The following is a 20915-nucleotide window of genomic DNA, read 5'->3' as shown; positions in this document are numbered from 1 at the left end:
CCGCGTCACCGTATCGAACCCCTAGTCGTTGGAGATCAGTTAACCGTGGCCGCCCAGTCCAACCGCGTCGAAGCCGTCGTCAACCTCGCCAAGCGTCGTGGCCTGGTGTTCCCGAGCGGCGAGATCTACGGCGGAACCCGCTCCGCGTGGGACTACGGCCCGCTCGGTGTCGAGGTCAAGGAGAACATCAAGAGGCAGTGGTGGCGTGGCATGGTCACCAGCCGCGACGACATCGTCGGGCTCGACTCGGCGGTCATCCTGCCGCGGCGCGTGTGGGAGGCGTCGGGTCACGTGGAGGTGTTCACCGACCCGCTCGTGGAGTCGCTCTACACCCATAAGCGCTACCGTGCCGATCACCTTCTGGAGGCCTACGAGATCAAGCACGGCCGGCCACCGGCCAACGGCCTCGCCGACATCAACGACCCGGACACCGGTCAGCCCGGCAAGTGGACCGAGCCCAAGGCGTTCAGCGGTCTGATGAAGACCTACCTCGGCCCCGTCGACGACGAGGAGGGCCTGCACTACCTGCGGCCCGAGACCGCGCAGGGCATCTTCGTGAACTTCAAGAACGTGATGACCACCGCGCGCAAGAAGCCACCGTTCGGCATCGCCCAGATCGGCAAGAGCTTCCGCAACGAGATCACCCCCGGCAACTTCATCTTCCGCACGCGCGAGTTCGAGCAGATGGAGATGGAGTACTTCGTCAAGCCCGGCGAGGACGAGGAATGGCACCAGTACTGGATCGACCAGCGCTTCGACTGGTACGTCGACCTGGGCATCGATCCGGAGAACCTGCGCCTCGTCGAGCACCCGAAGGACAAGCTCTCGCACTACTCCAAGCGCACCGTCGACGTCGAGTACAAGTTCGGCTTCTCCGGGAATCCGTGGGGTGAGCTCGAGGGTGTCGCCAACCGTACCGATTTCGACCTGTCGACCCACAGCAAGCACTCGGGTGAGGACCTGTCGTTCTTCGACCAGGCCTCCGGCGAGCGCTACACGCCGTATGTCATCGAGCCCGCTGCTGGTCTCACCCGCTCGCTGATGGCGTTCCTGTGCGACGCGTACACCGAGGAGGAGGTGCCGAACGCCAAGGGCGGCACCGATACCCGCACGGTGTTGCGCCTCGATCGGCGGCTCGCGCCGGTCAAGGTGGCGGTGCTGCCGCTCTCCCGCAACGAGAAACTGTCGCCGAAGGCCAAGGATCTGGCGGCGGAGCTGCGCAAGCACTGGAATGTCGAGTTCGACGACGCGCAGGGCATCGGCAAGCGATACCGCAGGCAGGACGAGATCGGCACCCCGTTCTGCGTGACCGTGGACTTCGACACTCTCGACGACCAGGCGGTCACCGTGCGCGAGCGCGACACCATGAGCCAGGAGCGCGTCGCGCTCGACAAGGTCGTGGAGTTCCTGGGCGGCAAGCTCCTGGGGGCGTGAGCCTTCGGTAAGGCCGGCCGACCAGCGGTCGAGGTCGTCGTCGCAACGTGCGACCTGCGTAGTTCTGTCATAGTTGAGTGTGGAGTTGTCGCACGCCCGGGCATGGGGTCCGGAGCCGTGTGCGGCGAGGAGAGTGAGTGCAGCAGTGACCGTCAACGGCAAAGTCGTTCATTACGACGCGAATCGGGGCTTCGGATTTCTCGCACCGGACGCGGGCGGTGCCGACGTCTTCCTGCACATCAACGACATCGACATCGACGAGAACGCCCTGAAGCCGGGCGCGAAGGTCGCGTTCGACATCGAGGAGACGGACCGCGGCACCAAGGCAGTCAACGTCGCGGTGACCGAGTCGGCATCGGCCGACGACGCCCCGGCGGGCCGGCCGCACCGTCGAGACAGCCACGATCACGGTCGTCCGCACGGCGGTGACCGTGACCGGGACCGTGACCGCGATCGTTCACGCAAGCCGCGTGGCGGCGGCGGCTCGCTCGACGCGGCGTCGTTCACCGAAGAGGTCACCGAGCTGCTGCTCGACTCGTCCGACGACCTGACCGCGGCTCAGATCGTGGCGATCCGGCAGCGCATCACCGAATTCGCGGTCGCTCGGGGATGGGTGCTTGACTAGCGCACCGCCGACCGGCCGTTCGGCCGCGATACCGCCCACGGCGGACTACGGTGACGAGGCCGTCGAACGGATCGTGCCGGAGGCGCCGAAGGTCGCGAGCCTGCCCGGAACCCGAACCGACCATCGCAGCGACTTCGCTCGTGACCGGGCCCGGGTGTTGCATTCGGCCGCCCTGCGCCGACTGGCAGACAAGACTCAGGTCGTCGGGCCGCGTGAGGGCGACACCCCCAGGACCCGCCTGACCCATTCGCTCGAGGTGGGTCAGATCGGGCGGGGGATCGCGATCGGCCTCGGCTGCGAACCCGATCTCGTCGAACTGGCGGGTCTCGCCCACGACATCGGTCACCCGCCCTACGGGCACAACGGTGAGCGGGCCCTCGACGAGGTCGCTGTGGCGATCGGCGGTTTCGAGGGCAACGCCCAGAATCTCCGGATCCTCACGCGTCTGGAACCGAAGCTCCTCGACGAGAGCGGTCGGAGTGCCGGACTGAACCTGACCAGAGCATCGCTCGACGCCACGCTGAAATACCCCTGGACCCGCAGCGCGCCGGGGACGAAGTTCGGTGCCTACGACGACGACGCAGACGCCCTGGACTGGATCCGGCTCGACGCCCCCGCCGGCCGTCAGTGCATCGAGGCCCAGGTGATGGACTGGTCCGACGACGTCGCCTACTCCGTGCACGATCTGGAGGACGGTGTGATCGCCAACCGCATCGACCTGCGCACACTCGGCGACGCGTCCGATCAGCGGGCGCTTGCCGACATCGGGGTGAAGGAGTTCGCGGGACTCGAGGCCGGTGCCCTCATCGACGCAGCGCAACGCCTGTCGCGGATGGAGATCGTCGGCCAGGCCGGGGTCTACGACGGCAGCCTGAACAGCGCCGTCGCTCTCAAACGACTGACCAGCGAGCTCATCGGCCGGTTCGCGTCGGCCGCGATCACCGGGACGCGGGCGGCGGTGGGCGGTCGCTCGGTGGCCCGTTACGACGCCGACCTCACGGTCTCACCGCTGGTGGCCGCCGAGGTGGCGATCCTCAAGACCCTGGCGTTGCGGTTCATCTTCTCCAACAGCCGTCACAAGGCCCATCAGCAGCGTCAGCGCGAGCGCATCCATCGGGTGGCCGGCTGGCTGACCGCGGCCGCTCCCGGCGGCCTGGACCAGATCTTCGTGCCGTCCTGGCATGAGGCGGCCGACGATGACGCCCGCCTGCGCGTCATCGTCGACCAGATCGCCTCGATGACAGAGGGCCGACTCGAGCGCACCGACCGACAGAACTCGGGCGCACAGGCGCATCTGGGCTGAGCCCGCACGTGTGGCTGCCGGTTCCCGGGGTGCAGTCACTACACTGGTCCGCGTGCCAGGCCGAATCCCCGATCGTGACATCACGGCGATCCGTGAGCAGACGCGTATCGAGGAGATCGTCGGCGACTACGTGGCGTTGCGCCGCGCGGGGGCCGACAGCCTCAAGGGTCTCTGCCCGTTCCACGACGAGAAGACGCCGTCGTTCCACGTCCGTCCCAACCACGGACACTTCCACTGCTTCGGCTGCGGTGAGGGCGGGGACGTCTACAGCTTTCTGCAGAAGCAGGAACACGTCAGCTTCGTCGAGGCGGTGCAGCAGCTCGCCGACCGAATCGGATACCAGATCCACTTCGAGGGCGGCGGCACCACCGTGGTCCGGGATCGCGGTACGCGCGCGCGACTCGTCGCAGCCAACGCGGCGGCCCAGCGGTTCTACGCGGAGCAACTGCAGACACCGGAGGCGCAGAAGGCGCGCGACTACCTGACCGAACGGGACTTCGACGCCGCCACCGCGACCGCCTTCGGGTGCGGGTACGCGCCGGCCGGCTGGGACACGATGACCAAAACCCTTCTGTCCCAGGGGTTCGAATTCTCCGAGCTCGAAGCCGCCGGGTTGGCCAAGCAGGGGCGCAAGGGGCCGATCGACCGGTTCCATCGGCGCCTGCTGTGGCCGATCCGCAACCTCGGCGGTGACATCATCGGCTTCGGAGCCCGCAAGTTGTTCGACGACGACAATCTCGGCAAGTACATGAACACGCCGGAGACCATGCTGTACAAGAAGTCTCAGGTGCTCTTCGGTCTCGACCACGCGAAGAAGAACATCGCCAAGGGACATCAGGTGGTCATCGTCGAGGGCTACACCGACGTGATGGCGATGCATCTGTCCGGGGTGACGACGGCGGTCGCGTCGTGTGGGACGGCCTTCGGTGAGGATCACCTTGCGCTCCTGCGCCGGCTCATGATGGACGACTCGTACTTCCGCGGCGAGGTCATCTACACCTTCGACGGTGACGAAGCCGGGAAGGCCGCTGCCCTCAAGGCTTTCGAGGGGGAGCAGAGTATCGCCGGCCAGACGTTCGTGGCGGTGGCCCCGGACGGGATGGATCCGTGCGAACTCCGCCAGCGCAGCGGTGACCCGGCGGTCCGCGACCTGATCGCCCGGCGGGTCCCGATGTTCGAGTTCGCGATCAAGGCGTTGCTGTCCGATCACGACCTCGACACCGCCGAGGGGCGGGTGCACGCGCTGCGGGACGCCGTGCCGGTGGTCGCGCGCATCAAGGACATCGCGTTGCGGGACGAGTACGCCAGGCAACTCGCGGGCTGGGTCGGGTGGGAAGACGTCGGCCAGGTGTTGTCCCGGGTTCGGGAGGAGGGTGCGCGACATGGCCGCGCAACCGGCCGGAGTGACCGGGTGACCTCGATGCGGCGTCAGCGGCCGGAGGCCGCTTCGGCGCCACTGACACCGCGTCCGCTGCCCACCGATCCGCGACTGTGGCCGCAACGCGAGGCGCTCAAGGCCGCGCTGCAGTATCCGGCGATCGCAGGCACCGTCTTCGATTCGCTACCGGTGCAGTGTTTCACCGAACCGGCCTACGCCATGATCCGGACCGCGATGACCGCACTCGGCGGCGCCGCCTCCGGCATGGGCGGAGCCGAATGGGTCGACGCGGTGCACAACTCGATCGACGACCTCCTCGTGGGCCCGCTGGTCACCGAACTCGCCGTCGAGTCGATGCCGGTGAGCGAGAACAACATCCCGCGCTACATCTCGAGCGTGATGGCGCGCCTGCAGGAGGTCTGGGTCGGCGCCCAGATCGCCGATATCAAGTCCAAACTGCGGCGAATGGCGCCGGGCGAGGACCCGGACGGGTACAACGCCGTCTTCGGTGACCTCGTGGCGTTGGAGGCCTACCGGCGCAGCCTGCTCGAGCAGGCCGTCGATCCCACTGTCGACGTGGGCTGAGCGGCACGAGCACGCTCACGCCGCCCGGATGAATCGTCGTCCGGGACGCAACTCCTCGGGGAAGAGCGGCCGGTGCGGGTCGTCGGCGTTGTAGACGCAGCCGCCCGCGTACGTATGTGTCCCTCGACAGCGATCGGGAACAGGTCGCGGACGTCCCCAGATGTGGTTCCCCGTGCCACTCATGTCGCCCTCCCTCGGTGCTCGACGATATGGATCGGCGTTACCGAGAAGTATGCGGGCACCTGTCCGATCGGGCAGGTCGACACGTCGGGATCACACGGGCACGAGCGATGCGCAGGTTCGTCCGGGGCTCACGATGCCCGGGCGATGCTGTCCGAGAGCCAACTCCCGAACCAGTCGATCGCGTCACGCCCCTCGGCGTCGACGACGAGGGACCCGTAGCGCACATGGCTGTCGGAGGCGTAGAACGTGCCGGCGCTGACCGCGTCGGTGACCACCGTCGCCGGGTCGGTGATCGCGCGTTTCGCGACGATCCCGGTGACCGCGGTCGCCATGCTCCGCAGATCGGGTGAGACCGCCGCCACCTCCGTGCCGGTGCGCGGGCGGACCGTGACGATGCTGCTGGAGAGTACGGCGAGCTCGCGGGCGACCTGTCGGACGTCAGACGGTGTCGTGGTGGTGGTCGGCAACGTCTTCGCGCCGGCGCGGGCGGCCACCGCCCCCACCCCCGACCACGTGAGTTCCTGAATTCTGCCCACGAGATCGGCGGTCCGCTGGAAGTCGACATGTGCGAGCGCGGCGGCGAGCAGGGAGGCCGCCTTGGTCAGTCCGGTCTCGTCCGGGATCAATGCCAATGTCGTGGAGACCTCGGTGAAATCGATCATCGAGGCGAGGGTCACGAGTGGTCGGAGGCGATTGTTGAGGGTCCCGGAGACCGCGTGGGCCGACGCGAGGTCGCCGGCCGCGACCTCGCGCGGGAGCCGGGTCAGCCCGTCGATGATGCCCGGGATGTCGACGGACGCGAGGACGGTCGTCGCGGTGGCTGCCTTCTTCACCGCGGCCTCCGCGTCGGCCGGCGTCTTGCCCAGCACCGTGCCGAGCTGGCCGAGCAGCGGGTTCTGCGACTTGTCGATCGAGCAGTAGAGGTCGTCGGGGGCACAGATGGCAGAGACCCGCCCCATCAGGCTGCCCATGCCCGCCGGACGTGGATCGGCGATCCCGATCCCGTCCTCCCGCGGACCGACGACGGTCTCGCCCGCGGTGCCTGCTCGTGGGTCCGCCAACAAGGCGACGGCGAGTACGGCGTCGGCTGCGATGGGACCGAGTTCGTTGCCGATCGCCGAGGCGAGGTCGCCCGCCGCGTCGGCGCCCTGGCTGTAGCCGGTGATCGTGAACCTGGCGTCGGGATGCTGTGACGCGTAATCCCGCAGCACCGTGCCGGCATTCTCGAGTGCGGTCGCCTTGCTGGTGCCGTAGCTCTCGCCGTTGTCGAAGGCCCGCGCGACATACGGCAGGAAATAGATGACCGCGGAGTCGCCATGGTCGTGGCGGAGGCGGTCGGCGATCGGTTTCAGCGCCCCGATGGGCTTCGACGGATCCGCCGATTCGCTGGTCTCCCACGTGCCCGGGATGAACAGGTTGAACGTTGCGCCGGGCGCGGTGGGGAAGGAGTCGGCGACGGCTGTTGCCGCAGGCGCCAGCGTTAGAGCCACGGTCACCCCGACCGTACCGGCCGTCCTCGCGGCGGAATGCTCCAGAATTCGGTCACGAACGGACGGCCGCCGGACAGGTGGAGATGGGGCGAGCTCACCGGAGCGCGGAGACGACAATCGGTTTCGGTTCGAGGAAGGGGTACACGACATCGGGGGCTCCGCCGGGGGTGTGGGGAACGGATGCTCTGTGAGTGGCGATGAACGGGCGCTGCGTCGAAATCACGTCGAGATGATGTCGAAACGATACCGCGATGTACCCCATCCGAGGTGTGAATTCATCTCATTGGCCGAGTGGCGGTCTCGTTGTGCCGGTTGCCAAGTCGAACGAACCAATCCGTCGGGACTCAATGGGCGTTGTATTTCACTGCCGTGCAGCTGCATTCGTGGTGCCAGTGGTGACAGGTGAGGCGCCTGTGCATGTTGAGCAGGTCCCCCGGGGCGACCGAGCGATCGCTAATCCCGCGTCGGAAATTCGGTTAGCACCGCGAACTATGTTCCATTGCAACGAGTTTCGATTCCAGGTGTTGCCGAACAATCCGCCGCTGCTGCTGTGGGGTACCGCTGAATCTTAGTGCGACGAACTATGTTCTCCCGCACTGATTGTCCATCCTCCGCCGACAGCAGCGTCGGAAAGGTGACGTGAGCTCGAGGTCGGACGGCGGCGACCGGTCGAACCGGGGGAGTGGGGCGGGTGGGGCTCGAACCCACGACCAGCGGATTATGAGTCCGCGGCTCTAACCGACTGAGCTACCGCCCCTGGGTAACGGCGTACCCGCCGGTGCACATTACCGCACGCCCGAGACGGCCTCCTGCGTCGCCATCCGTGCGGGCCATCGCGGCGGTTCGGGGCGCGGAGCCGTTGGACTGCGAGAGACCAGAAGCCAGCGAGAGATCAGACATCGACAGGGCGAGGAGCGCATGGCCGGGGCCGGTGGGGCGAATGGGGACAGCTCCCGGCCGGAAAGCCTCGTGGACGTCGCCGGGCACCGCATCGGGGCGCCATCCTGTCCGGCAGTTGAAGCCGGGGGAGGAGATCGTCGACGAGAACCTGTGTGCCGACCTGGGGATCAGTCGTGCCCGGTGCGCGAGGCGTTGCGGTTGCTCGCGCAGCAGGGCCTTGTCGAGCATCAGCCGCGCCGGCGCACCAGGGTGACACAGTGGTCGCCGCAGGACATCGTCCAATTGTTCGGCCTTCGTCAGCTGCTCGAGAGCTTCGCGGTGGAGTCGGCGCTCCCGCTTCTCGATGCCGATGTCCAGCTGTCGCCGGTCCGGGCTGCGGTCGAGGAGAATAAGCAGTCCTCCGACGAGCTCGCCAAGAATGATGCGCACTGCCGCACCGCCGGTACCGATGCAGGCGTTTTGTTGTCGGGAGTATCCATGCGCTAAAGTCAGCACTCGGTTCGAGCACAATCCCCCATAGCTCAATTGGCAGAGCATTCGACTGTTAATCGAACGGTTACTGGTTCGAGTCCAGTTGGGGGAGCAACAGAACGCCCGTCACCTGCAGCAATGCCGGGGCGGGCGTTCTTGTCGTTGCCGCGGCCTACCGTGGCGCCATGGCACTCACCACATCAGAACGAGAATTGTTCCTGGCCGAGCCCAATATCGCCGCCCTGGCCGCCGAGGCGGGTCCCGACCGCGCACCTCTCGTGGTGCCGATCTGGTACCAGTACGCGCCCGGGGGATCTGTGTGGTTCCTCACCGGGACGTCATCGCGCAAGCTTGCGCTCATCCGGGAAGCCGGCCGCTGCAGCCTCATGGTCGAGACACTGGAACCGACGATCCGGTACGTGTCGGTCTCGGGAGACATCGAGAGCTACACGGACGGGACGCGCGAGCAACTCACCGAGATGGCGGCCCGTTATCTGCCTGCCGAGAAGGTCGCGGGGTACGTCGACTTCGCATGGGAGAACCACGGTGCCCAGACCAAGGTGGTGTTGCGACCCCAGCAATGGGTGTCGTCTGACCTCGGCAGTCTGTGACCGTCGAGGTCCCGGAACGTATCAGCGCCGCCCAGGGCGGAGCTGGTCGTCGGGGGTGACCAGCCCCGCCCTGGGCGGCGCCACGAATCAACCCTACCCGACCCGAAGCGATGCATGGCGGTGGCCCGGTGTGACCGGCGAGTCTAGTGCTGGTCGTCCCAGATCCCGGTCGTCTCCAGGTGCCGGGTGAGCCTGGTTGCGCCGTCGGTGAATTGGCGGCGTGTCTGCTCGACGATCTGGTCGTGATCGCCGACGCGGTAGGCCTCGATGAGTTTCGCGTGCGAATCGACGGCCACCTTGCCCCACTCGGGATCGGTGGCATACAGCTGTGACGGCGTGTAGCGGGTCGCGCTCAGGAGGAACCAGGCGAGCTTCCCGCCGGCGGCCACCAGGTTGTGCGCCCGGTGGAACTCGAACTCGGCGAGCGCCACCTGCTCGCCGTCGCCGAGTTCCAGTGCGTCGCGGAGCTGTTGGTTGTGACGCTCCAGGTCGGCGATCTGTTCCGTCGTGATCGCGTCGGCGGTACGCAGTGCGAGCTTGACGGCGATCTCACCCTGCAGCCAGAAGAGATCGTCGACGTCGGTCCGGCTGAGTTCGGCAACGATGTAGCCGCGGTGCGGCGCGAGGTTCACCATGCCCTCACCGCGCAATGTCAGCAGGGCCTCGCGGACGGGGGTCACACTCACGCCGAGACGTTCCGCCGTCTCGTCCATCCGGACGTAATCGCCCGGGCGGATGGCGGCCGTCATGATCTGTTCCCGGAGGTGGGTGGCCACCTCTTCGGACAGCTGCGGTCGACGTCGCAGGCGTTGCGCGGGCGCGGAACGCTCGGCGCCCGCAGGGCTCTGCGAGGATGTCGCGCTGGGTCTCATTGGTGCCACCGTAGCCGGTCGATGGGACCGCGCCGAGTGAGGATCCTCGGAGCCGAACCCGGGTTCTCAGTTCTGTGCTGACCCTCAAGGTAGCGCACATATATCTGATAGGCGCGACCGGAGCGCCGAATCGAGTCGCTACATTGGTCGCATGCCCAAGTCCCAGCGGCCGAACGCGGCCGAGAGCGACGCCGACGCGGTGATCGGCCCACCTCGTGACGACGCCCGTGATCCGGGCGAGGTGACCCCACTCGACGGCGACGACTTCCTGGCCGTCAATCGCACCAACCGGGAACGTCTTCGGGAGGAGGCCCGGCAGAAGGCGGAGCGTGAATCACGGCGGCGGGGTCGGCAGACCGCGGACGGCTCGAGCGCGAATGGCTCGCCGGACGCGGCAGCGGACGAGGGGGACGGTTCCGGCGGGGCGGCGGCCGACCGGACGCCCGGCCGCGTGATGGACCGACCTCGGCCCACGACGATGTCCCGGCGATCACGCGTCCTGGTCGTCGGCTTGTCGGTGTTGGTGGTCGTGCTGGCCGCGACCACGGCCTACTTTGCGTATGCGGCGCACCAGGCCGACCGACGCGCGGATGCGAGCGGTCCGTCGGAGGTGGTTCGTCAGGACGCGATGGATTCGGCGAGGCGTTATGCGGCAGCGGTGGCCACCTACGACCCGGCGAACTACGGGGACCTCGACCGGCGGATTCACGACATTGCCACGGCAGAGTTCGCCAAGTCGTACATCACCTCGTCCCAAGATGCCCGTCGCGGCAACGCCGCCGCCCGGGGGACTTCCCGTGCAGCCTCCAAAGAGGCGGGGCTGCAATCTATCTCGCACGGCAAGGCCGTGGTCCTGGTGACCCTGGACCAGACGGTGACCTCGCCGCAGGTGAGTGCGGAAGTGCCCGAGGGGATCCCGTACCAGTCCAGGGTCAAGGTGACCTTGGAACGGCGGGACGGTCGGTGGCTACTCTCCGACCTCGACACCGTCTGACTCCGCACCCACCGAATCCTCACTACCGAGCAGCAGTCGGAGTCCCAGCGCGGAGATCCGCTCGGGCGTCGGCCTGCGGTTCAGACGAGTCAGATCGATGGTGACGTTGAGCGCGGCCTGGACGAGGAATCGGGCCGCGACGGCGGTGAGCTCGGGCCGCTCCCGGGTGAGCCACGCAGCCCATTCTTCGACGTTGATGCGTTGTTGATTGCGTAATTCGGTCCGCTGGGCGGGGGCCACGTTGCCGATCTCGGAGACATATACCGACAACATCGCGGTGTTGGTGCAGCACAGATCGACGTACCGGGTCACCAGGGCGACGATGGCCTCCCTGGGTGTACTCGACGACGACAGCGCGTCGGCGATCAAGGCGGTGACGCGATCGGAAGTGCGCCAGAACGCGGCCTGCAGGATGGCCGCCTTGCTCTCGAAATGCCGATAGACCCCGGACGACGGCAGGTCGGCCGCACGTGCGATGTCGTCGATGGTCACCTCGCGAAAGCTCTGTGCCGCGAAGAGTTTCATCGCCTCGGTGAGGAGCACCTCGCGTTTGGACGTCGGCGACAGCCCGGTCGGCGGAGGGCCGGTGTCGGCTCCGGATCGGTTGGGCAGATCGGCATCGCTCAGTGACATGGCCGCCCCGGTGATCAGATCGCTGATCTGGCGCGCCGGCAAGGCCGCACGGTGGGTCGCCGGGCTGGCGACGACACTCGTCATCGCCGCAGTGATCAGATCGGCGGACTCGGCGTCGAGGCGAGGCCGCGCCCGACGAAGTGCGGCACGGATCCGTCGATGCTGGGCGATGACGATGTCCCGCACATATCGCGCGTCGTCGGTATGGAGATAATCGGCCTCCCAGTGGTAGAGACCGCCGGTGCGGCGGTTGTCGATCGACGCCCCGGTGAGCGCCGCGAGCAGCCCACGCAGTTCGATCTCGGGATGATCCGGGTCGTGCGGGATCGATCCGGTGGCGTCGGCGAGCGCATCGGCGAGCTTGCGCGCGGTCTCCGCGAAGAGCGCGTATTTGTTCGGGAAATGCCGATACAGCGCCGGTGCGGAGACCCCAGCGGAGTCGGCGATGTCGTCGAGTCGAACCGCGTGGTAGCCGTTCGCGCTGAAGGCCTTGGCCGCGGACCGCAGGATGACGTCGCGTCGGTCGGCCGGTCGGCGACGGCGCGCGCGGTCGGTCTGCGGTGTCGCCGGTGGCGTCGGCTGGGCGGTCATGTCGTGCGAGCATAGTCGGAGTCGATGTTCACCACATCGGTTCGCACTCTGAAGCTAGAAATACCAGTAAAACGGCCCCTTCCGCATTGATAAGTTAATGAGTATTCTCGTGATCTGGATCGCACCGTGGTAGTAGTGTGGTCGGCGGACGGCCCGAGGGGTCGGTATCGGGAACGAGTGAGGGGCGAGGCAGCGTGAGCGACAATGCGGCCGGTGCGGACGAGGTCCGGGTCAGTGTGGATGACCGAGGGGTGGCCCGGATCGAGATCGACCGGCCGCATCGGATGAATGCGCTGAACGGGGCGGCGAGTCGCACCATCATCGACGCGTTCGACGAGTGGTCGACGCGTGAGGATGTTCGTGTCGTGGTGATCGAGGGCGTCGGTGGGAGTTTCAGTACCGGTGCCGACGTCATCGACATCGCCGACGCGGCCGGGGGGCCGGGTGGTGGTCTCGACGCGACGCAGGCACGTGGCGTCATCTCGTCCGGGTCGGATCTTGCGCGCGCGGTTCGCCGGGTGGGGGTGCCCGTCGTCGCCGTCGTGGACGGCCCGGCCGCCGGAATCGGAGCCTCGCTGGCATTGGCCGCCGACCTGATCTACGCGACCGAACGCTCGTACTTCCTGCTGGCCTTCATCAACATCGGTCTGATGCCCGACGGCGGTGCCTCCATGTCGGTGACGGCGGCGGTGGGGCGCGCCAGGGCCAACGCGATGGCTCTGCTCGGTGAGAAGCTCCCCGCCGCAGAGGCATTCGACGCCGGTCTGATCACGAAGGTGGTCGCCGACAGGGCGGCGCTCGACGCAACGGTTGGCGCGGCGGTGACAAAGCTGGCGGCGTCGTCGGCGAGTGCACTGCGACTGACCAAGGCGGCGCTCGATGCCCACTCGATGGCCGATTTCGACAAGGCGCTCGACCGCGAGCTCGAGGGCCAGACGACCCTGTTGCAATCCGCCGAGTTCCAGGCGGCGATGGCGGCGTTCGCCGGCACCAAGCGCTGATCGGCGTCCTTCGGCGGTGTCTGCCGGACCACTTCGACCGACCACACCCGACCCGAAACCGTGACCGTCACAGCGTCACAGGACAGGAGACACCCATGACCGCCGCGATCGATACCGGCAGTGATCTGACCACCGAGCCGTTGCGGTCACGCCGCAACCACTGGAACAACCAGGTGCGCCGGCACGCCTTCATGACGCCCGACCGACCCGCCCTCAAGTTCCAGGGCACGGTCACCACGTGGGCCGAGCTCGACGAGCGGGCGCGCGGGTTCGCCGCGGCGCTCAGCCGACGAGGAGTGCAGTTCGGGGACCGCATCCTGATCCTCATGTTGAACCGCACCGAGTACGTCGAGGCGGTGCTCGGCGCCAATCTGATCGGCGCGATCCCTGTGCCGGTCAACATCCGGATGAGCCCTGCGGAGATCGGGTTCCTCGTGACCGACAGCGGATCGAAGCTCATCGTCACCGAGTCGATGCTGGCCCCGTTGGCGGATGCGGTCAGCGCCTCGACCGGTGCCATCGAGTCGATTGTCGTCGCAGGCGGCACCGAGAACGATGCCCACCTGGATTTCGAGGCGCTGGTGGCCGAGGATTCATCCGATCTGCCGGAGATCGACGTACCGGAAGATACCGTCTCGCTCATCATGTACACGTCCGGCACCACGGGAAAGCCCAAGGGCGCCATGCTGACTCACACCAATCTGCAGGCGCAGGCGGTGACGTGCCTGCAGGCGTTGCAGACCTCGCGCGACGACATCGGGGCCTGCGTGGCACCGATGTTCCACATCGCGGGCCTCGGTGCCATGACGCCGCTGATCTACATGGGCGCGTTGTCGGTGATCCATCCGCTCGGTGCGTTCGATCCGAACGACATGCTCGACACCCTGGAGCGTGAGGGTACGACCTCGATCTTCCTGGTGCCCGCCCAATGGCAGGCGGTGTGCGCTGCGCAGCAGGCCAAACCGCGGGATCTGAAGCTGCGGGTGATCAGCTGGGGTGCGGCACCGGCCTCGGACACGGTCCTGAACGCGATGAACGAGACCTTCCCGGACGCCGTCAACGTCGCCGTCTTCGGTCAGACCGAGATGTCTCCGATAACCTGCGTCCTCGAGGGCCGGGATGCCCTGCGCAAGCTCGGGTCGATCGGAAAGGTCGTTCCGGCGGTGACCGCTCGGGTCGTCGACCCGGAGATGCGAGACGTCGCCCGTGGAGAGGTGGGGGAGATCGTCTACCGCGGCCCGAACATGATGAAGGGCTACTGGCAGAACCCGCAGGGGACGGCTGATGCGTTCCACGGCGGGTGGTTCCACTCGGGTGACCTCGTGCGCGAGGACGAGGAGGGCTTCCTCTACGTCGTCGATCGAGCCAAGGACATGATCATCTCCGGTGGAGAGAACATCTACTGCGCCGAGGTGGAGAACGCCCTGTTCGGTCACCCGAAGATCGCCGAGGCCGCCGTCATCGGTCGTGCCGACCAGAAATGGGGAGAGGTGCCGGTCGCCGTCGTGGTCCTCGCCGAGGGCACCGACGACCTCACCCTCGCCGAGCTCGAGCCGTATCTCAACGAGAATCTTGCGCGGTTCAAGCATCCGAAGGAGATCGTGATCGTCGACGTCCTGCCCCGCAATGCGGGCGGCAAGGTGGTCAAGCCGACCTTGCGTGCGTCGTACGGAAGCAAGGACGCCGGCCTGGCCCACTGATCGGGAGCCGTGGCGCCGGGTTGCGCCACGAAAATCGCGACTAGAACACGTTTCATTTTTGGCCGTGAGTGACTAGGGTCTCTCATAGGTTGTCTTGCGTCTGTCGGGGGGATCGATCCGTCGGATGACGCGTGTCTACAAGTGGAGGAAGTGAAGTGAAGACCAAGGGTGCGCTGCTGCGCGAACTCAACAAGCCGTGGGAGATCGAAGAGATCGAGATCGGCGATCCGCAGCGCAGCGAGATCAAGATCAGGATGGAAGCGGCCGGAATGTGCCATTCCGACCACCACCTGATGACCGGCGGAATCCCGATGGCGGGATTCCCGATCCTCGGTGGACACGAAGGCGCCGGAGTCGTGGCCGAAGTGGGGGAGGGTGTCACCGACTTCGAGGTCGGCGACCATGTGGTCCTGTCATTCATCCCGTCGTGTGGCAAGTGCCCGTCGTGTAAGGCCGGTCTCGCCAACCTGTGCGACTTCGGGGCCATGCTCTTGCAGGGTGAAGCAGTGTCGGACAACACCTTCCGCATTCACTCTGCGAAGGGCGAGAACGTCTATCCGATGACGCTGCTCGGCACCTTCTCGCCGTACATGGTCGTCCACGAGGCATCGGCCGTGAAGATCGACAAGGACATCCCGTTCGAGGTCGCTGCCCTGTGTGGCTGTGGCATCCCGACCGGTTACGGGTCGTCCACCCGCAGCGGCCACGTCCGCCCGGGGGAGGACGTGGCGATCGTCGGCGTCGGCGGCGTCGGCACGGCCGCGCTGCAGGGTGCCGTGATCTCCGGTGCGCGCAACGTGATCGCCATCGATCCGGTGGAGTGGAAGCGTGAGCAGGCGATGAAGTTCGGCGCCACGCACACCTTCGCGTCGGTCGAAGAGGCTGCGATGAGCATCGCGGAGCTCACTCACGGGCACATGTGCCACAAGGTGATCGTCACCGTGGGGGAGGTGCACGGCAAGGACGTCGACACCTGGATGGGCATCACCGCCAAGGCCGGCACGTGTGTGCTGACCGGCATGGGCAACATGATGGAATCCGAGGTGACCCTCAATCTCGCGATGCTGACCCTGCTGCAGAAGAACCTGCAGGGTTCGATCTTCGGCGGCGCCAACCCGAAGCTCGACATCCCGCAGCTGCTCTCGATGTACCGCATGGGCAAGCTCAACATCGACGACATGATCACCCGTCAGTACCGCCTCGACCAGATCAACGAGGGATACCAGGACATGCTCGAGGGCCGGAACATCCGCGGCGTGATCCGGTACACCGACGAAGATCACTGAGTACCACGGACGGTAATGTCGTGCGGTGTGTCGTCACTTGATGCATTAGCCGACTGGCCGGTCGACCACGTGTCGGCCGCCGTTGTCACCGCGAACGGGGTCGTCGAGCAATTCGGCGACCCCGATCGTGTCTTCGAGCTCGCCTCGGTCACCAAACTCCTTGTGGCCGAGGCGGTTCTCGTCTCGGTGGAAGAAGGTGCGGTCGAGCTCGACGATGCCGCCGGTCCGCCGGGGGCGACCGTCGCACACCTGCTCGCCCACGCGTCGGGACTCGCCTTCGACAGCCGCGAGGTCGCGGCGCCGGTGGCGACCCAACGCATCTACTCGAGTTCGGGTTTCGAGGTGCTCGCCGAGACGGTCGAGCGTGCCACCGACATCGCTTTCGCCGATTACCTCGATGAGGCGGTCTGCGAACCCCTCGGCCTGTCGTCGACGGAGCTGGCGGGGCCTGCCGGTCACGGGGCCCGTTCGACGACGGCCGATCTGGGGCGCTTCGCCACCGAACTCCTGTCGCCGACCCTGCTGTCGACGGATCTGGCGGCGCGCGCGTCGTCGGTGCAGTTCGCCGGTCTCGACGGCTTCGTTCCCGGATACGGGAAACACCGCCCCAACGACTGGGGGCTGGGATTCGAGATCCGGGCCGAGAAGACGCCGCACTGGACGGGGACGCAGAACTCACCGCGGACCTTCGGCCACTTCGGTCAGAGTGGCACGTTCCTCTGGGTGGATCCGGCCCTGACCACGGCATGCGTCGTACTCACCGACCGCGCATTCGGAGCGTGGGCCAAGCCGCTGTGGAGGGATTTCAACGACGCCGTCGTCGCAAAGTCGCCGAGGTGAACCGGGAAACCTGAGAAAGCACTCCAGAAACTGGCGCAACACGGGCAACTTGAGGCACAATTAACCACACAAGTGTGATATCTGGTTTCCGAGGTGTGTTGGGGAAGACGTTCCTCGTCGAAACCGGAGGTGAACAAGGTGCGCAATCTGAGTCAGTTTGCGGACAGGACGACAGGAGTGGTGTACATCCACTCGGCGCCGGTGGCGCTGTGCCCGCATGTCGAGTGGGCTCTGTCGTCGACCCTGAATGCGCGGGCCAACCTGAAGTGGTCCGCGCAAGAGGCCGACCCCGGTATGCAACGTGCCACCGTTGACTGGGCCGGCCCGGTCGGCACTGCCGCGCGATTGGTGACGGCGCTGCGGGAGTGGTCGGCGTTGCGCTTCGAGGTGACCGAGAACGCCAGTGATGGCGTCGACGGCGAGCGCTTCAGCTACGTACCAGGCCTCGGGCTGTGGCGTGGCTCCACGAGCGCGAGTGGCGACGTCATGATCGGCGAGATGCAGCTTCGCGCGTTGATCGAATCCCAGCCCGACAGCGCCGGACTGGCCGGCGAACTCGAGGCCGCCCTCGGTACGGCCTGGGACGACGCCCTCGAGTCATACCGCATGGGTGGCGCTGGTGCCGAGGTGACCTGGCTCCAGCAGCGCGTCGGATAGACCCCTCGGCGGTACACACCCGTCGATACGAGATTCGGCCCCGGTAGCGAACTACCGGGGCCGAATTGCTGTGTCGATGAGTGGGCCTCGATACGCGGCTCCTCCGTCGCCGCTACTCGACCGGCGGATGGCTCACGCTGATCGAGTAGGCACCGAGCGTAGCGCGGCGCCGTATCGAGATCGCCCCGCGTGCCGCCCGGCAGAAGGTCAGAGCGGGATGTTCTTGTGACGACCGCGCCGTGCAGGTGCTGCCGCCAGTGCTTCGGCGATGCGGCTGCGGGTGGTCGCGGGGTCGATCACGTCGTCGACCACACCGATCGACTGGGCGCGACCCAGACCGCCGGCGATCGCCTCGTGCTCGACCGTCAGACGTTCGTGCAGAGCCTCCCGCTCGTCGTCCGGTGCGGCGGCCAGCGCTTTCTTGTGGAGGATGCCGACGGCCGCCTTGGCGCCCATCACGGCGACCTCAGAGCCCGGCCACGCGAAGACCGCTGTCGCACCGAGGGCGCGTGCGTTCATCGCGATATATGCGCCGCCGTAGATCTTTCGGGTCACCAACGTCACACGCGGAACGGTGCATTCGGCGAAGGCGTGCAGCAGCTTGGCCCCGCGACGCACCACGCCGTTCCATTCCTGGCCGACGCCGGGCAGGTAGCCGGGGACATCGGTGACGACGATCAGCGGGATGCCGAAGGCGTCGCAGAGGCGGACGAATCGCGCGGCCTTCTCGGCGCTCTCCGAGTTGAGACAGCCGCCCATGCGCAGCGGGTTGTTGGCGATGACGCCGACGCTGCGTCCGGAGAGGCGACCGAATCCCACCATGATGTTCGGAGCCCACTTCGCCTGCAGCTCTTCGAAAGTGGAGATCTCGGTCTCGCCGTCGGCGGCCATCTGGGTGTCGAGCATCTGCTCGACGATCGGGTGCACGTCGTAGGCGCGACGATTCGACTCGGGCAACAATGCCTTGAGGTCGACGTCGCCTGCCTCGGCCTGCTCCCGGTTGAAGTGACCCTGCTGGCTGAACGTCGACACGAGTCGGCGTGCGCGCCAGTACGCGTCCGGCTCGGAGTCGGCGATGATGTGGCACACGCCCGACTTCTTGCCGTGGGTGAGCGGACCGCCGAGCGACTCCATGTCGACGGATTCGCCGGTCACGCTCTTGACCACGTCGGGACCCGTGACGAACACGCGGCCCGCCGGGGCCATGATCACGACGTCGGTGAGTGCCGGTCCGTATGCGGCGCCGCCGGCAGCGAAGCCGACGACCACCGAGATCTGGGGCACGTAGCCGGAGGCGCGGACCATCGCCTCGAAGACCTGGCCGACCGCGTGGAGAGCCTCGACGCCCTCCGCGAGTCGGGCACCACCGGAATGCCAGATGCCGATTACCGGCGTCTGTTCGGTGATGGCGGTATCGATCGCGTTCACGATGTGAGCGCAACCCACCACACCCATGGCACCGCCCATCACGGTGCCATCGGTGCAATAAGAGACAGTACGAACGCCGTTGACCGAGCCGATTGCGGCCTGCACTCCCGACTTGTCGCGAGCGTGCAGAAGCGACATCGTGCCTTCGTCGAAGAAGTTGGTCAACCGGAGTAGCGGATCGCGGGGATCCGCAGCTTCCTCATGGCCGGTGATGGGAGCCAATGTGGTCATCGCTGTCTCCTGTGGTGTCGGGGTGGTGTATCAGTAGCGACCGAAGGCGAGCGCGACGTTGTGCCCACCGAATCCGAACGAGTTGTTCAACGCGTAATCGATCTGCCCGTAACGGGCTTCACCGTGAACGACGTCGACGTCGCACTCTGGATCCTGGTTCTGCAGGTTGAGCGTTGGAGGTATGACACCCTCCTCGACGCTCTTGATGGTGAGCACGGACTCCAGCGCCCCGACTGCGCCGATGGAGTGACCGAGCGCCGACTTGGGCGCATACACCGCGGCATGCTGACCGACTGCGGCGTTGATGCCCGCCGCCTCGGCCGTGTCGCCGATGGGGGTCGACGTCGCATGTGCGTTGATGTGACTGATGTCGGCCTTGGTGAGGCCTGCCGTCTGGATCGCACGGGTCATGGCACGGGCGTTGCCCTGGCCACTGGGGTCCGGCGCGACCAGATGGAAACCATCCGAGGTGATACCGGCGCCGAGCAGGCGGGCGTGGATGTGTGCACCACGTGCCTTGGCATGCTCTTCGCGCTCGATGATCATCATCGCCGCGCCCTCGCCGAACACGAAGCCGTCGCGATCCTTGTCGAACGGCCGTGAGGCACCCGCAGGATCCTCGTTTCGCGTGCTCATCGCACGCATCATCGAGAACGCCGCGATCGGAATCGCGTCGATGTGACCCTCGACGCCACCGGTGACGACCATGTCGGCGTCACCCATGACGATGTGGCGCCACGCGTGTGCGATGGCCTCCGCACCCGACGAGCACGCCGAGACGGGGGTGATCACACCGGCACGTGCACCGACATTGAGTCCGGTGACCGCGGCCGGACCGTTCGGCATCGCCATCGAGACCGCCAGCGGCGAGACCTTGCGGTAGTTGCCCGACTGCTCGATCGCCTTGACGGCATCGACCATCGCATCTCCGCCACCCTGACCGGTGCCCAAGACGACGGCCAGACGGTCGGGATCGACCTCCGGCTCGCCCGCCTGGGCCCACAGGCGCTTGCTCATGACATGAGCGATGCGCTCGACGTAGGCCATCCGGCGTGCTTCGACGCGCGTCACTTCTTCGGACGGATCCTTGATGAGACGGCCACCGATACGGCACGGCAGGTCGCCGTACTTGGTGACGAAGTCATCAGTCAGTTCACGGATGCCCGACTCACCCGCCACCAGCTTCTTCCACGTGGTGTCGAGATCTTCGCCCAGCGAGGTGGTGGCCACCATGGAGGTGACCACCACGCTCGGGAAGTTCCCGCCCAGCGTTGAGTATTCGCGGAGGGATGGGGAGCTCACGAGTTCTTGTCTGCCTCGACCTTGGCCTGGATGGCGGCAGCGGCCTCGGGGTTCTCCGTCTCGAGCTTCTGGATGTAGGAGACGGCGTCGCCGACGGTGCGGAGGCCGGCGAGATCCTCGTCGGGGATCTTCACGCCGTACTTGTCCTCGGTCTGCACGGCGATCTCCACCATCGACAGCGAGTCGATGTCGAGGTCGTCGACGAACGACTTCTCCAACGTCACCTCGGACGGCTCGATGCCGGTGACTTCCTCGATGATCTCGGCGATGCCGGCGATGAGTTCTTCCTGGGTGGCAGCCACGATGTGGTTCCCTTCTTGTTTTGCTTTGATGTTCTCCGGAGCACTCACGAGCATCCCGCCCGTGAGTGGTTGGACAACCGGGGATCCGGTCTTCCGGG

The 20915-nt window shown here is 66.6% G+C and carries 19 protein-coding genes and 2 tRNA genes; 12 read left to right on the top strand and 9 right to left on the bottom strand.

The features are described 5' to 3' along the window. The first annotated feature begins 45 nt into the window (after positions 1–45). The 4 genes from OVA31_RS01495 to dnaG all read left to right on the top strand — a co-directional run bounded on the left by OVA31_RS01495 (position 46) and on the right by dnaG (position 5325). Positions 46–1434 (top strand): glycine--tRNA ligase, encoded by a 1389-nt coding sequence (locus OVA31_RS01495; protein WP_267629380.1) that lies wholly within the window; start codon positions 46–48, stop codon positions 1432–1434. Positions 1435–1579: 145 nt separating this feature from the next. After that, positions 1580–2059: a cold-shock protein gene (locus tag OVA31_RS01490; protein WP_267631363.1), complete on the top strand. Its 480-nt coding sequence runs from the start codon at positions 1580–1582 to the stop codon at positions 2057–2059. Further along, positions 2052–3362: a deoxyguanosinetriphosphate triphosphohydrolase gene (locus OVA31_RS01485; protein WP_267629379.1), complete on the top strand. Its 1311-nt coding sequence runs from the start codon at positions 2052–2054 to the stop codon at positions 3360–3362. Before OVA31_RS01490 ends, OVA31_RS01485 begins: the two co-directional genes overlap by 8 nt. 52 nt (positions 3363–3414) lie before the next feature. Further along, positions 3415–5325, top strand: a complete 1911-nt coding sequence (dnaG, locus tag OVA31_RS01480) for a DNA primase (RefSeq protein WP_267629378.1) — start codon at positions 3415–3417, stop codon at positions 5323–5325. 15 nt (positions 5326–5340) lie between these two features. Here dnaG and OVA31_RS01475 read toward each other — a convergent pair whose 3' ends face one another. From OVA31_RS01475 to OVA31_RS01460, 4 genes are all read right to left on the bottom strand, one after another. After that, complete coding sequence (locus OVA31_RS01475) at positions 5341–5508, bottom strand: hypothetical protein (RefSeq protein WP_267629377.1); 168 nt, start codon at positions 5506–5508, stop codon at positions 5341–5343. 128 nt (positions 5509–5636) lie between these two features. After that, positions 5637–7004 (bottom strand): cutinase family protein, encoded by a 1368-nt coding sequence (locus OVA31_RS01470; RefSeq protein WP_267629376.1) that lies wholly within the window; start codon positions 7002–7004, stop codon positions 5637–5639. A gap of 677 nt (positions 7005–7681) precedes the next feature. Beyond that, positions 7682–7755: transfer RNA gene (locus tag OVA31_RS01465), tRNA-Ile, on the bottom strand. Beyond that, a complete protein-coding gene (locus OVA31_RS01460) occupies positions 7746–8327 on the bottom strand; it encodes a hypothetical protein (RefSeq protein WP_267629375.1) in 582 nt (193 codons plus the stop codon). The genes OVA31_RS01465 and OVA31_RS01460 overlap by 10 nt, the downstream gene beginning before the upstream one ends. An 81-nt stretch (positions 8328–8408) precedes the next feature. Between OVA31_RS01460 and OVA31_RS01455 the strand changes: the two genes are divergently transcribed. Then, a tRNA-Asn gene (locus tag OVA31_RS01455) sits at positions 8409–8481 on the top strand. Between the two features lie 73 nt (positions 8482–8554). Continuing rightward, positions 8555–8980 carry a pyridoxamine 5'-phosphate oxidase family protein gene (locus OVA31_RS01450; RefSeq protein WP_267629374.1) on the top strand — a complete coding sequence of 142 codons (426 nt, stop codon included), beginning with the start codon at positions 8555–8557 and terminating at the stop codon, positions 8978–8980. A 143-nt stretch (positions 8981–9123) separates the two neighbouring features. On the opposite strand, the gene OVA31_RS01445 is transcribed toward OVA31_RS01450, so the two are convergent. Further along, a complete protein-coding gene (locus OVA31_RS01445) occupies positions 9124–9852 on the bottom strand; it encodes a GntR family transcriptional regulator (protein ID WP_267629373.1) in 729 nt (242 codons plus the stop codon). A 151-nt stretch (positions 9853–10003) separates the two neighbouring features. Here OVA31_RS01445 and OVA31_RS01440 point away from each other — a divergent pair, with 151 nt between their 5' ends. Continuing rightward, positions 10004–10846, top strand: coding sequence for a hypothetical protein (locus OVA31_RS01440; protein ID WP_267629372.1), 843 nt, complete (start codon positions 10004–10006; stop codon positions 10844–10846). Here OVA31_RS01440 and OVA31_RS01435 read toward each other — a convergent pair. Further along, positions 10820–12070 (bottom strand): TetR/AcrR family transcriptional regulator, encoded by a 1251-nt coding sequence (locus OVA31_RS01435; protein WP_267629371.1) that lies wholly within the window; start codon positions 12068–12070, stop codon positions 10820–10822. The genes OVA31_RS01440 and OVA31_RS01435 overlap by 27 nt on opposite strands. 194 nt (positions 12071–12264) lie before the next feature. On the opposite strand from OVA31_RS01435, the gene OVA31_RS01430 reads away from it, so the two are divergent. The 5 genes from OVA31_RS01430 to OVA31_RS01410 all read left to right on the top strand — a co-directional run bounded on the left by OVA31_RS01430 (position 12265) and on the right by OVA31_RS01410 (position 17554). Continuing rightward, on the top strand, positions 12265–13071 hold the full coding sequence (locus tag OVA31_RS01430; protein ID WP_267629370.1) for an enoyl-CoA hydratase-related protein: 807 nt from the start codon (positions 12265–12267) through the stop codon (positions 13069–13071). A gap of 95 nt (positions 13072–13166) precedes the next feature. Then, the gene (gene fadD5 / locus OVA31_RS01425) at positions 13167–14771 is read left to right on the top strand and encodes a fatty-acid--CoA ligase FadD5 (protein WP_267629368.1); all 1605 of its coding nucleotides are present in this window, start codon (positions 13167–13169) and stop codon (positions 14769–14771) included. Positions 14772–14926: 155 nt separating this feature from the next. After that, entirely contained in the window at positions 14927–16057 is a 1131-nt protein-coding gene (locus tag OVA31_RS01420; RefSeq protein ID WP_267629367.1) for an NDMA-dependent alcohol dehydrogenase, read from the top strand. Positions 16058–16084: 27 nt separating this feature from the next. Further along, positions 16085–16897 (top strand): serine hydrolase domain-containing protein, encoded by an 813-nt coding sequence (locus OVA31_RS01415; protein ID WP_267629366.1) that lies wholly within the window; start codon positions 16085–16087, stop codon positions 16895–16897. 138 nt (positions 16898–17035) lie between these two features. Next, positions 17036–17554 (top strand): DUF3145 domain-containing protein, encoded by a 519-nt coding sequence (locus tag OVA31_RS01410; protein WP_164309189.1) that lies wholly within the window; start codon positions 17036–17038, stop codon positions 17552–17554. Between the two features lie 207 nt (positions 17555–17761). Here the strand turns inward: OVA31_RS01410 and OVA31_RS01405 are convergent, their stop codons facing one another. From OVA31_RS01405 to acpM, 3 genes are read right to left on the bottom strand one after another with little or no spacing between them, the layout of a single operon-like run. Further along, on the bottom strand, positions 17762–19213 hold the full coding sequence (locus tag OVA31_RS01405) for an acyl-CoA carboxylase subunit beta (RefSeq protein WP_267629363.1): 1452 nt from the start codon (positions 19211–19213) through the stop codon (positions 17762–17764). 30 nt (positions 19214–19243) lie between these two features. Beyond that, positions 19244–20515 carry a KasA/KasB family beta-ketoacyl-ACP synthase gene (locus OVA31_RS01400; protein WP_267629362.1) on the bottom strand — a complete coding sequence of 424 codons (1272 nt, stop codon included), beginning with the start codon at positions 20513–20515 and terminating at the stop codon, positions 19244–19246. Continuing rightward, complete coding sequence (gene acpM / locus OVA31_RS01395; protein ID WP_267629361.1) at positions 20512–20817, bottom strand: meromycolate extension acyl carrier protein AcpM; 306 nt, start codon at positions 20815–20817, stop codon at positions 20512–20514. The genes OVA31_RS01400 and acpM overlap by 4 nt, the downstream gene beginning before the upstream one ends. Between the last annotated feature and the right edge of the window lie 98 nt (positions 20818–20915).

This window comes from Gordonia sp. SL306, assembly GCF_026625785.1.
Classification (GTDB): Bacteria; Actinomycetota; Actinomycetes; order Mycobacteriales; family Mycobacteriaceae; genus Gordonia.
This window is presented reverse-complemented; position numbering and strand designations above follow the sequence as displayed.